The sequence below is a fragment of the Psychrobacter sp. bablab_jr014 genome (genome assembly GCF_016464015.1).
In the GTDB taxonomy this organism is placed as follows: domain Bacteria; phylum Pseudomonadota; class Gammaproteobacteria; order Pseudomonadales; family Moraxellaceae; genus Psychrobacter.
The window spans coordinates 1-12,455 of the sequence record NZ_JACDXT010000004.1; the positions used below are offsets into that span (position 1 = coordinate 1).

8 protein-coding genes are annotated in these 12,455 nt (G+C 44.8%); 1 reads left to right on the forward strand and 7 read right to left on the reverse strand.

The features are described 5' to 3' along the window. Positions 1-218: 218 nt before the first annotated feature. Positions 219-1,484: a tyrosine-type recombinase/integrase gene (locus JIE71_RS00655; RefSeq protein ID WP_199506805.1), complete on the forward strand. Its 1,266-nt coding sequence runs from the start codon at positions 219-221 to the stop codon at positions 1,482-1,484. 143 nt (positions 1,485-1,627) lie between these two features. Here the strand turns inward: JIE71_RS00655 and JIE71_RS00660 are convergent, their stop codons facing one another. The 7 genes from JIE71_RS00660 to JIE71_RS00690 all read right to left on the reverse strand — a co-directional run bounded on the left by JIE71_RS00660 (position 1,628) and on the right by JIE71_RS00690 (position 12,454). Continuing rightward, complete coding sequence (locus tag JIE71_RS00660; protein ID WP_199506806.1) at positions 1,628-2,059, reverse strand: hypothetical protein; 432 nt, start codon at positions 2,057-2,059, stop codon at positions 1,628-1,630. Between the two features lies 1 nt (position 2,060). Further along, positions 2,061-8,681: a helicase-related protein gene (locus JIE71_RS00665; RefSeq protein ID WP_199506807.1), complete on the reverse strand. Its 6,621-nt coding sequence runs from the start codon at positions 8,679-8,681 to the stop codon at positions 2,061-2,063. 139 nt (positions 8,682-8,820) lie between these two features. Beyond that, positions 8,821-9,687 (reverse strand): glycoside hydrolase family 19 protein, encoded by an 867-nt coding sequence (locus JIE71_RS00670; RefSeq protein ID WP_199506808.1) that lies wholly within the window; start codon positions 9,685-9,687, stop codon positions 8,821-8,823. 6 nt (positions 9,688-9,693) lie between these two features. Next, positions 9,694-10,080, reverse strand: a complete 387-nt coding sequence (locus JIE71_RS00675; protein WP_199506809.1) for a hypothetical protein — start codon at positions 10,078-10,080, stop codon at positions 9,694-9,696. Next, positions 10,077-10,613 (reverse strand): hypothetical protein, encoded by a 537-nt coding sequence (locus JIE71_RS00680; RefSeq protein ID WP_199506810.1) that lies wholly within the window; start codon positions 10,611-10,613, stop codon positions 10,077-10,079. The genes JIE71_RS00675 and JIE71_RS00680 overlap by 4 nt, the downstream gene beginning before the upstream one ends. Before the next feature lie 285 nt (positions 10,614-10,898). Further along, positions 10,899-11,648, reverse strand: coding sequence for a hypothetical protein (locus JIE71_RS00685; RefSeq protein ID WP_199506811.1), 750 nt, complete (start codon positions 11,646-11,648; stop codon positions 10,899-10,901). 2 nt (positions 11,649-11,650) lie between these two features. Next, positions 11,651-12,454, reverse strand: a complete 804-nt coding sequence (locus JIE71_RS00690; protein WP_199506812.1) for a hypothetical protein — start codon at positions 12,452-12,454, stop codon at positions 11,651-11,653. Position 12,455: the final 1 nt, after the last annotated feature.

Below are 12,455 nucleotides of genomic sequence, written 5' to 3' on the forward strand. Positions count from 1 at the left end.
ACTCATAATCCTTTGGTCGTAGGTTCAAGTCCTACTGGGCCCACCAAATTCAAACCCTTTAAAGTCTATGATTTTAAAGGGTTTTTTATTGCCTGATGGTTTTGCTTTATAGCCTTCTTATCCATTGAAAATACAGTCATGGGCACTATATGGGCACTTCTGATAATATTGAATATCAGCTATGATAATGCAAAAAACACGTATCAAAGGTGGTATTGATGGCAAAGGTTAAGTTGACCAAGCGCTTTATAGACAGTCTCGATTTTTCCGACAAAGCAACTGTCTATCAAGATGAAGTCGTTAATGGTTTTGCAGTGCGTACACATAAAACCACTAAAAGCTATATGATCAGTAAAAGAATCAACGGAAAGATGATAAGAAAGTCTTTAGGTGATTGTTCGATAATGACTTTGCAAGACGCTCGTGAGTCTGCAATGTCTGCTATTGCAATCCTGATGAAGGGTGAAAACCCATTTGAAAGTGTAGAGCCTATCACTGTACCTACCCTTGCGGAAGCCTACCAATACTACGTATCGCATAAACCTAGTCTTAAACCTAAAACTATAGCCACCTACGATCGTCAAATCAAAGGCAAATTATCTGATTGGTTGGATATGCCTTTAAACGATATTATGCAAAGCCACATTACAGAAAAACATTTAGAACTCACCCGCGTCAGTCCTTCACAAGCCAATGCAACTATGCGGGCGCTTAACGCCGTATGGAATTTTGCACGTCTAAGCTATTTAGACAAATCCGAATCTACAATCATAAAACCAAGCCCTATTGATATTTTGACAGCAAAACGGCTATGGAATGTTGTTAAACCTCGAACGCGGCATTTAAACGAAGATACTATGGGTAACTACGTCAAAATACTGCTGAATTTTCGTAGCGAAGATTTTCATACTATGCAGCCCCACAGCAATAATGCACGGGATATCATGCTGCTATTTCTATGCACTGGTATACGTGCCAGCGAAGGATACAATTTAAAATGGGACAATATTGACCTGCAACATGGCACAATGACTATTACCGAAACCAAAAATAGTGATCCATTGCATCTACCTTTAGGCAGGGTCATACACTCTATGTTAAGACACCGCTATCTTTACGGCGCCACTCAACCTTGGGTTTTTCCGTCAAGAATAAAATCATGCGAAACAGGCTTAACCGATATCTCCAAGCAATATGGGCATATCAGTGATATGTCAGGCATACATATCACACCACATGACTTGCGCCGTACCTTTTCTACAGTCGGTGATATATTGAATACTAATATGTCTGTGATTAAGCGCTTAATGAATCACCGTAATTCAACCTCTTCTGATGATGTAACTTTGCAATACATACAAGTCAGTCAAAAGAGGCTACGTGTTGCCATGAACGAGATTGAAGAATTTATTTTTAACGAAGCTGGCATGAGTCAAGACGACGTTATTCAGAAGCTCTATACTTGTAAAGACTACTCCTTGTGATAGCATAGCTGTATGAGTCCCTTTAGGGTTACCAGCAGAATGTTGGCAGCGTTAAGCGACCCACGAGCCTGTATCTAACGACAAGAGTCGCACTCATAAAAAAACCCGCTTCATGCGGGTTTTTTCTTGTTTAGGGCCTACTGTTAGAAGTCGTACACGCTATCTGTCACACTTCGTCGCTCTTCCATATCGGCATCATAAAGCACGTAATCGTCCTTGCCGTTCTGAATGGTCCAGCTGTTATGCCCTTTCATAACCTTTCGACTCATCTGCAAAAAGAACATATCTGCTGCTTGTATGGTTTCAGCATCGCTGGCTTGCGCGTATTGCGCTTTAAGCTCACCATCCATTTCATCGCCTACATTGAAATCTTGACGCTGTAGCACGTCTTTGAGCGCCCACCAATAGGGGCCGTATACGCGATAGTGCCGAATATCGCCCTTTAGTCGCTCATAAATAACGCCAGCTGCAAATTCTGTAAAATCGACACCTGGTTGCTTCTTTTGGAATGTAGCACGGCTTTCTTCTGTCTTTTTTGCTACATCTTCTGGGTTGAATAAATAATTCAAAGTCATTTTAATCTGCCTTTTCCATTGTCAATTCATTTTCTAAACTGGGGTTTTCTTTAATCATTACTTTATAGGCATTGTGACTAATAATCCATACCTTTTTCTTGCCATGCCATATATATTTTCTACCGCGAGATACAATGCTGCCATATCGTGAAGCGTAATCTTTAATTGTGTCTTTATGGTCTTTAGTATTGCCACTGATATAAACTGAATAGTCCTCATCTGAGTCATCTTTAGGCTTTTTCGCATTTTTATCAGCGTCAATTTTCCTTACTGTATTATTGTATACGTTTAAGAAACTGACATAGTCACCTTTAAGCCTGTAGTACAAACTATTAACAATGTCTATTTTCTCATCGTCACCGATATAAATATCTGCCAATAGCGAGTTTAAATCAACATGCGTATCAAAAAAGTGGATGGCAGCAGCGTTTGCATCCATACGCTCACCCTCTTTCAAGGTAGCAGTTTCTACCATGAATCTATTGACAGCCTCTACATCTATATCATTTTTTAAATGACAAAATCTCAATATCAGCCTTGATAAGGAAGAATCCATAATTTTGATATCTATGTTTTTCAGTGGCTCATTGACCGTCTTGATAATAGCCTTTAGATTCTGCAAAAATAATTCTGATCCATAACCAAAAGCATCTTTTGTAACTGGTTTCTCTAGTGATGTTTTAAATGACCTGTCTTCTAAATCTATGTTAATCCCTAGATTTTCATAAGCTTTTAAGGCTGCTTTTGAAAAACTGGTGTCCGAAGCAAAAACATCTATTGGCAACATCATACCTAAAGCACAATTTTCAATTTTTGCGTGCTTTTGATATCTGTTACCTATTTTCCATCTAGGCATAATACTTTTATCACGGTATTCCGCTACTTCGGGAATATTTTTACTAAAAATCGCCTTGTCTTCGCTTAATAATCCGCGTTCGTACCAATGGTCTTCAGCTTTGGCAGCCGCTTTTAGCATATCCATATAGCCAGCGTCAGAAGGGTTGTATTTCTTTTCAGACGACATCAAAGGGGTATCATCAACAGCCAAAATCTTTTGGTAGTCTCTATAAGTAAAGCCCTTACCGCGAAAGTGTTTGTCAACCATCCGCACGTCCAACAAATCACTATCCTTTTTGAAGTATAGGGCCCCAACTTGCACATACACACCGTCAATAATTTCCGCATTGCCCTGCAAAAGCATATCTTGCGCCTCTTCAGGTAGTAAGTCGTCATTAAGTCCAGAATCAACAATGACTTTGTTTGACGCGGCAATAGAGTTTTCAATCAATGCTTTTGCTGTCTGTGCTGCTTCATCGAACATGGCTTGATATTCACTACTTTCATCTACAGTGAGCATAATATCGTAGCCCATTTCTTTTTTGAAAACTCGGCTATAAAAGACAGTTGACCAGTAAAAAGTTTCTGATGGTTTGAAATTCGAACTACCCTCTAACACACGGTCATAAGCCCATTCAGCGTTTATTTTTTCAGGAACGACGATAGATAATAGTGTGCCGTCTGCTGCTCTTTTGCTTACCAACACGCCTGCCAATATATCCTTGAGCTTATCCAAGGCAATCGCTTTCACGTTATCGTATTTGTTTTGATTTTTACGCCGCGTTTCTTCACGGGCAGTAGAATCAGGATTATTGATTTTTTTATACAGCTTGACGTTATCTCGAATGATGGTCACCACGTCGATAATCGCCTGTTCCAAAAACTTATTGGCATTGGAACCGCGTAAAAACGTCACTTGTTCGTCAATAATGTCCATACGGATTTTTTGGCGCTGCTTGACAGCCTCACGACGTGCTTGCACCTCTTCTTGGTCTTTGCTTTCTTGATAAGCGCGAATAGCATCAGCATCACCCATTTTGGTAATGAGCGCATCCTGCTCTTTACGACTAAGGCCGCCACTGACCGCGATATTATCGCCGCCATCACTTGCCAGCACGCTACTGATCCACTCATCTTTTTTATCAATCATAGACCGCTTAAATTCATCAAATGTACCGTCGGCATCGTAATGATAAATAGCCACTTTCTCAGTCTTATTGCCTTGACGTGCGCCGCGGCCGTTACGCTGCTCCAAACTATCGGGCGTCCAGCCTGTGGTTAAGTGGTGGATAGCCTGCGTGCCTTTTTGCAGATTGATACCCACTTCGGCCTTTTTATTGGCAATAATGACCTGATATTGGTTGTCTTCACCTTCAGCATTAAAACCATCTTGAATATCAATCATCTGGTCGGGTTCGTTGTTTGTCTGCCCTGTGATGATGGCAATTTTATTTGCCTTGATACCCGCCATCTTGGTAAGCAATCGCTTAATTTTATTATGCAAAAATAGATGGTCACAGAAGATGATTTGCTTCACGATTTTACTGTTTGAGCCGTCCGCCTGTACGCCGCGCGGATTGGCAATCTCAGTTTTGACATTATCCAGCATTGCAGCCACTTTAGCGGACACGGTGACATTTAAAGAAACACCCGCTTTGTCTGCCATCGCCTCAAAACGTGCCTGCAACTTGCTGTTGAGCGTATCAACCATAATGCGGTCACGGCCATCGTTAATAATTACATCAGCACGGCACGTAATCTTATAGCCTTTTAGCTCTTTGTTCTTTCCAGTGCCCACATAGATAGGCGACGCATCATCTTCATCAGTATATTCACTGGGACGCTTGCGCTCATCGTTGTACGCTTTCTTATTAAACTGTGCTAATAGCTCTTCAACCTTATTTTTGTCCTTAGTATCAAAATCATAAAACGACACCATATCGCTAAAATCATCATCCGCAATCATCACATCCATTTTACGGATAAGGTTAAAGGGATGCGCTACAAGCTCGATATCCTCGCCGTACTTTCTCATGATTTGCTGTACTGGGCTTTGTGGATTAAAAGGACTGTCTGGGTGATGCGGGTCATTCAGATAATCGGGCAGCTTGTCTTTAATCATCATGCGAGCCACTGAATAAGCGGATTGGAATTTTTTCAGATTATCACTAACCGCGTCATCAAGCTTAACCTTGGTCGCTGTCTCTTCACGATCAGGGATAACCACCGACATACCAACGTCATTTGCTGTCTTAATCAGGGTGTTTGCTTTGACCAAGCCACGCAAAACTTGCGCGTTGCGGATACCGACAAAGACGTTCTGCGAGCGCTGGCCGCCGTCGATGGTGGGCATGACCTCTTCTTCAATTTGGCACATGGTTTGAATGAAGTCGTCAGCACCCAATATCCCACCGCACATACGGTTGACGGTATCGCGGCCACTAGCCAGCGACATCATGGCGTAAATCTCTAACGGACTGTTGGTGATAGGCGTTGCGCTCAAAAGCTGCACACCATCATTGTTTGGAGATAAGCCACGAATATAAAACAGCTTGGCTTGAGCATCTTCGCCGCGCGCTGAATTATTAGGCTGTGATAAAAACTTGATATCGCTGTCGGTACCAGGCGCATCAATAGAATTTTTATAAGCGTGTGCTTCATCAATGACCACGCTATCCACGCCCATATCTTCTAAATAGGGTGCATTACTATTAATGGTGAGCTTGTCAATCATATTTGCAGCCATGCCTTTAGACTGCTCTGATTTCTTATGCGTGTCATGGTCCGCGTAGGCACGGTCATTGAGCTGGATATAGCGCACGTAGTCTTCGATGGTTTCATTTTTTAGACGAATGCGTTTAAACGCTTCAAAGGTCATAAAGATTTTTCGGTACTGGCCGTCAATCGCGGCAAGCAAGTCTTCATCGTATTTGTTGGAATGTACGCGGAATTTATCCCCCGTTGCACGTAGACCGACAAAAATAGCATCGTCCGTATTTTGATAAGCGAAAGCCGCTTCTTTACGCCAGTTCGACAATACGCTGTTAGGCACGATAAATAAGGTTTTTTTCTTAACGCCAATGTTATGCGCGTGCTGGGTGCTGGCAAGTGCGGAAAAGGTTTTACCTAAGCCGACCTGCATACCATTAATGCCTCCAAAAAAGCGCCCTTGATTGCGAACGTAGGCATTCTGATAACCATGCAGCTGCAGCTTAGGATTCATGCCAGCAATATCAATCGGTGATTCATCGTCGTTCTGAGAAAAGAATAGGTTGCGCTCATCGGTCACTTTAGCAGTGAGGGCATCCATGATTTGTTTACTCGAGCGCACCCATAAACCAAACTTGATATTGGCTTCATTGATGGTTTTAGATAGCCAGTTAAGCGCGTCACGTTCGCTCATATCGTCTAGCTTTACACCACTCAAGCGTACTGTGCCGTTAGCAATCCAGTCACCAATACGGTTGTACAGCTTATCAGTATCCATACGCGGCGTTTTGACGTCGATATCAGCTGTTGCCTTGCCGTAAGCGTCAAAAGCAACCAGTGCATCTTTATGTACCGATTGCTTTAAAAAGCGCACCTTGTCTTCAGCGCTGATCAGTGGCGTGCGTAAATCCAGCTCCAACTTTTTAACATCAATTGCCGTGACATTTTCACGCGCAATAAGTTTTTGACGCTCAAGCTTGGCTTTGACTGCGGGATCAGTCGCCTGTTTAATATGGACGTCAATATCTGCCAGTCGTTCTGACAAGCTGCCGACCAAAAAGTCGTTGGCGGCAATAACTTGACTGCCATCGTGGTTGATGAACCAGTCATCGTGCGTCAATGGGTCAATTTCAGGATGGATGCTTGCCAGCTGCTCAGGCGTAACCGATAGACTCTTATTTTGATATTGGATACGTGCCAGCTTGCTTTGATAAGAGTCTGCCGCTGCGCTGTCATCCACAGTGGCATCCATATCGCCACGCCATACTGCATTGTACTTGCCTGCTGCATAATACATAGCGACCAGCTTGTGGGCCTGCTTTGGCTCACCTGTCAGCTTGGTGTTTTTCCCATCCAAATAGGCGGTTTTTAGAAAGTCGGTCAGTTCAGGGTAATTGCCTTTGTAATCATAGCCGTAGCCATGGGTGTCGATGACCTCTTCAACGGCTTGGGAAGCAAGCACACAGCGCCACGCCGCGTTACGGTGCGCGTCGGTGGTCATATCCAAGCGTCTTAGCATCTGTAGCGTAAATTCAGGCAGTAAGCCCGCCTGCCCCGTATCTTGGCTGTATTTTTGCAGTGCCTTAATATCATCATAGCCGATATTATTTTCAATCATAGCTAAAGCGCTGCCAACATGGACCAGCTGCTCTTGAATTTCACGCTCGGTATCTGTGACCGTATCGGTCAGTGCTGCCCATACGCCATCTTTATATTGAAGCTGTTGACCATCTTGAAAGACAGTATCGCCATTTTGATATTCAATCGCTGCGGCTTCGGTAGCATCTAGCATGGCCCAGTCGATACGGCTGCCTCCTACTTTTTGTATGAGCTTGGCAATCTCAGGCGTAGGCTTGGTGCTAAATACGGTTTCAACCGTCTTGCCCCATCTGTCTTTGGTTTCTTGAATCTCACCAAGCACAAACTTTTTGCCTGATTTTTTAAAGTAATTGCCACTTAGGTACTCATCCCAAAACACATTGGCATCGGTAAGCGCTTGCATTTCCCCAGCTTGGTATAGTTCGTCAATTTTGTCTAAGGCGTCACGACTGTGCTTACGATAGACCACAACATCCGTGGTGACATCCGCGCCTGTCTGTGCAAACACGCTATTAGGCAAACGATACGCCCCTAAAAACTCACCCTGAAGACTGGTTTTTTGGCGCAGCTTGACCTTTTCTGTTCTACGGCCAGATATAACTGACGTTGGTACCACAAAAATGGCTAAGCCACCTGGTTTTAATTTATTAAGAGAGCGTAAGATAAAATAGCCTTCTAGCGATTCATCACGGTACGCCTCATCATCAAGTTTGTTTTTACCGCGCGTCTTGTTATCGCCAAAAGGTACGTTTGTGATGACCATATCCACGCTGTCATCCGCCATCGCGCGCGCCTGCTTCTCAAACGATGACACTACCGTATTGCTACGTGTACCATCATTCAAAATTTTTGCGATACCGCCTGATACACCGTCTAACTCGATACTGTCAATAACGGCATTGTCGGGACTGGTCGCCGCAAAAATCCCCGTCCCTGCGGAGGGGTCAAGCACTTTGCCGCCGTTAAAGCCGCACGCTTCCGCCAAAGTCCATAGACCACTTGCCAGCGCTTTAGGTGTGTAGTATTCCGTGGCACTGCCACGCTTACCGTTTTTGGCCGTCAAGCCGCCACCACTGCCCGTGTACCGTGCTAATGTTTGAATTTCATCATCGCTTAAATCGTCACGGTTTAGATTTTCAGCTTCGATTTTTTCCAGTAGTGCAATCGCGGCATTATTGGCCGTTTGTCGTTTGGAGGTGCTCACAGGCACGTCGACCGTATCACGGTCAAACATGGGTGATGTGGCTGCTGTTTTCTCTTTGATGGGTGCAGTGGTTTCAGGCTGGGCGATTGCACTGCTACTAGGCGTATTCGCTTGCAATACTTCAATAGCTGCTTTAATAGCCGCCTGCTGCTCTTCGACGGTTTTTGCATTGCGAAGCATGGTAAGCACTTGAAGGTTTTTTTGGGCTTGTAGCGCTTTAGCTTGGTTTTCTGCGCTTATCTGGGCATTGTTAGCTTGTGTGTCATCGGTCATTTGCAGTGTCCATGATTGGTTAAGTGTCAGTGCTTTATTATTACTGACATAAACCGCGTGCTTGGCTGGTGTTCCGTGGGTTCAAGCATGAAAAAACCCGCCTGTATTGGCGGGTTTTGGTTGCTGAAAGCAGTTTAAATTACAAATAACGCAGGCACTTTTCAAGCGTTTGGCAAAAGTGCTCATAGCCATTTAAACCGCCGTTGACCGTTTGGCGCACGATACGGGCGCCATAGTTCATTTCATAGTTTTTAGTCTCGATACCCTTTGACGTTAGCGTATTTAAGGTATAGCCATCGTCATAAGTGTTAATCTTTTCCGCTTTGGCATTACAGCCATTGAGTTGCCAAAAGGCCATTGCCGCCTTGACCGAATTTTCCAAGTCTTCGATAAGTTTCGGATTCTCACCGAACGGAATTTTCGTCATGTTTTGCAGAATATAATAATTACTGCGGAAGGTATTTTGAATAACACCTCCCCCACGGTAATCCCAACCGTCGTTGGTACCAGGGCGATTGCCATAGCGACCACCGTACAAGTGATTCGCGACGGCAACCTGCCCTTTTGCAATCAGGTTCTTGGCAGCTGAAATAGATGAAATGCGAGAACTAAATACTTGACGTAATCGTGCCGCTGTATAAGCAAAACTTTCGCGCTTGCTGTTAAATCCGTTAGATTCAACGATGCAAGTGGCAATAAACGCGCACATCTGCTTTTTCGTTAAAATATCGTATTGCGGTGCTAGTTTCAAAATAATAGGAATCGCATCTGCATTGACGTTAGGATAGACCTTACGCAGATTGGCTAATGTAAGATTATACGGTCGCGTTTCCGTTGATGCCGCAGGCGTTACGCCCAAGCGCTCGATAAGCTCGTCGCGCATTCCCGCATCCATTGCTTTGTTTGTCATATCGACAATCAACTGAGTAAGCACTGTCGTGCTCTCAACGTGCCCGCGTAAGGCACTAAAAATATCAGTATCGGTTACTACTGCTGTGGCCGTCATAAAATATTACTCCTGTGTAGGTTTAACGCCGCGCATGATGTCAAGCTGCTCTTTTAACAGCTCGTTTTCGGCGGATAAGATGGTATTTTTAATATATAAGGCTCGATTTTTCTTGGTAGAACGGCGCAAGACAAATGCCGCAAAGAACATCATGACGACCATGCCAACACGCGCAATCGTACTTTGATAAGAGGGCTCAAAAACGGTACTGCCAAAATCTGCCCAAGTGAGCATGAGCCAAGACAACACACCAAGCGCCAAGATAGTCGATACGGATTTTTGTACAGTGCAGGCGTGCTTACTCAGTAATAAATACACACATAGAGCCATACCGATAAATGGGGTGATGGTGTTTATCGTGCGCCAGTCCAGCAGAATATATAAAAGGTTCACTTATCATCCCCCTTTAAAATCCACGCGGCCAGCAATCTGAGTCTACCCATGACTACACTTTTGGCCCCTTGCAAAGTAAAGACCGTCAAAATCTTTTTTAGACCTGACCACAGCTCCGCACTGCGTAAAAACTCACCGATATTAAATATCAGTAGCACGCCTGCAAAGCTGGCGCATAAGCCTGTTAGCATTAGCACGGCCATCGTCGGGTTCGGTACAAAGGTAGGCAGTACGACAAAAGCACCCACCAAACCCGCCAAAAAACCCATCGTTAAATTCATGAATTTTTGGCTATAGGAAAGCTGTGCTTCTTTCATCACATCGACGTACAGCGAGGCAACCGAACCAACAGCCGCCAGCACTACAGTCAATGCAAAAAACACCCAAATAGGTAGGTTGAGGTAAAGAAACAAATGCGTCTGACCAAGTTCGCGGGCAAAGACTTCTCCGCCCGCGCCGACAGCAGCCACATTCGCACCGTTACCTACAATGTTTGCCAGCGCAATCTTTGCGGTAGCGACCTTGTGGCTCATGCCGTGTTACTCCTTAGCGCGTATGCGCTGTTTTATGTGTTCAGCCAACTACTAAGCTAGTAGGTTTAACGAAATCGCTACCGTCTACTAATGACCTTAATGAGCGCATCTAAGCGGCTTAACATGGCAGCCTCAAAGTTTGCTCGATAGTCAGTAGCGCGCTGTGCGTATTTAAGTGCGTCCGAGTCTTTGTATATCTCCAAAAACCCTATGCCCATATTAAGGGCATCTGACAGGCTCATTTTTCCGTGTTCCGCGATGGCGTAGGCATCTGTAAGTAGCGCATTAACCAAAGCTGCTGATGAGGTCTCCAGCGACTCCCCCAATGGCTGAAAGACATAGAAATCGGCGCGGCGGTATGCCTTTACCCTCCTCTACACAGTCCACAACCAGCCCATCGGTATGCACGTTCAGATTGACAAAATGGTCTAGTTGCAGCACCTTTTCAGAAAATACTTGTGCCAAGTCGTTGTACTCACTGTTTGCAGAACGCTCCGACAAAAAAGGCAGTCGCTCTTCAATGGCCTTGTTTATCTCAGCATCGCTGGCACTGGCAGGGATTTTTTTCCAATAGACTGCTTCATCACCGCCCAAAAGTGATGAAATATTGCCGTACATCTGACAAAGTATTTGTCCATTCATCCAGTCGGCCGCGTTCTCACATTTTTGCTCAAGCACTTGTACGTGCGCGCCATACAGGTGACCTATATGCAAGTCATCGTTGATGGACACGCTGTCTGGTACGTCTGATTGCACGGTATTCGGCATTACATAGTCGTCAATATTAAATCGCTTTTCGGTATAGCCGTTTTGCGTGGCGTCCTGATGGCGCAGTAAGAAGTAATAGCGCTCACTGGCAGTCAAGCGTCTTGCCAACTGACTATCACCCGTGACGTGACCAATCAGCGCGCCAATACGTGCTTCATTGCGCGCTTGCGGGAATGACTTGGCAATATCAATGGCTTGGTTAAAAGTAATATCGTTCAGCTGTACGGTGTCATGCAGTAGCGATACAGTATTCATAGATTCGGTCATAATCAGCGTCTCAATTCTTTAATGTTTTGGGCATCCCATGCCATCAATGACAAAAGGACCACGGGTACCAGTAAGGCGATACGGTCGCCGTTTTTATTCATAGGGGCCACGATGGGCGTCGATACACTCTCCACTACCAGCGGCTTATAAGTTTTACCGCCGTACTGGAACTGAACCAGCGGCGGAATAATGGAAGGAAACATCGCTTCAGAAAAACCATCCTGCAGGCCACTAACAACCAAAGATTTTGCCGAAAGTTCTGTAGCAGAGGCCCACATTTGCAGCTTCTCAACTTGATCTTCGACTTCCTTTTTCGCATCACTCCATGCTTCAAAAACCAACGTCGCGCTGATACGCACTGAGCTGCTGGACGTGTATATCTGTCGGCTGTTGAGTTTGGTAAAATTTGAACGGTCTTTTAAACCCCTCATCTGCTCTTCAAACCCTTGGCGTATTTGAGTTGTGAACCCATCTAGCCCTACCGCCTCGGCTGCTGATTGCACAAAACCTTGAGGGTCGCCATTAAGTGCAAAAAAGCTGTAAAAGGCTGCATTTGCCTGCCCTGATTGCAGTGCGCCCATCAAGTTAGGCAGCCGTGTTTCGGGGTTTGAGGATTCAAACGGTGTGCTGTACTGTGACTCGACGTTAATGTCCGCCTCAGACAGCAACGCCTTAACTGGCGTTTGGCTGCTATCAACGGTGTATACCTGATTGCCCTGCCCGCCTTCGATGTTTTCTTCGATGACGGGCTGAATATTGGCAATCAGCTTGGGGTTTAGGCCTTTTTCCTCCCAAAGTTGGCTCATT

Bases quoted from the DNA above. Each gene is read 5' to 3' on its own strand.
- JIE71_RS00655 (WP_199506805.1), top strand. From the start codon at position 219: ATGGCAAAGGTTAAGTTGACCAAGCGCTTTATAGACAGTCTCGATTTT.
- JIE71_RS00665 (WP_199506807.1), bottom strand. From the start codon at position 8,681: ATGACCGATGACACACAAGCTAACAATGCCCAGATAAGCGCAGAAAAC.
- JIE71_RS00680 (WP_199506810.1), bottom strand. From the start codon at position 10,613: ATGAGCCACAAGGTCGCTACCGCAAAGATTGCGCTGGCAAACATTGTA.
- JIE71_RS00670 (WP_199506808.1), bottom strand. From the start codon at position 9,687: ATGACGGCCACAGCAGTAGTAACCGATACTGATATTTTTAGTGCCTTA.
- JIE71_RS00690 (WP_199506812.1), bottom strand. From the start codon at position 12,454: ATGAGCCAACTTTGGGAGGAAAAAGGCCTAAACCCCAAGCTGATTGCC.
- JIE71_RS00685 (WP_199506811.1), bottom strand. From the start codon at position 11,648: ATGACCGAATCTATGAATACTGTATCGCTACTGCATGACACCGTACAG.
- JIE71_RS00660 (WP_199506806.1), bottom strand. From the start codon at position 2,059: ATGACTTTGAATTATTTATTCAACCCAGAAGATGTAGCAAAAAAGACA.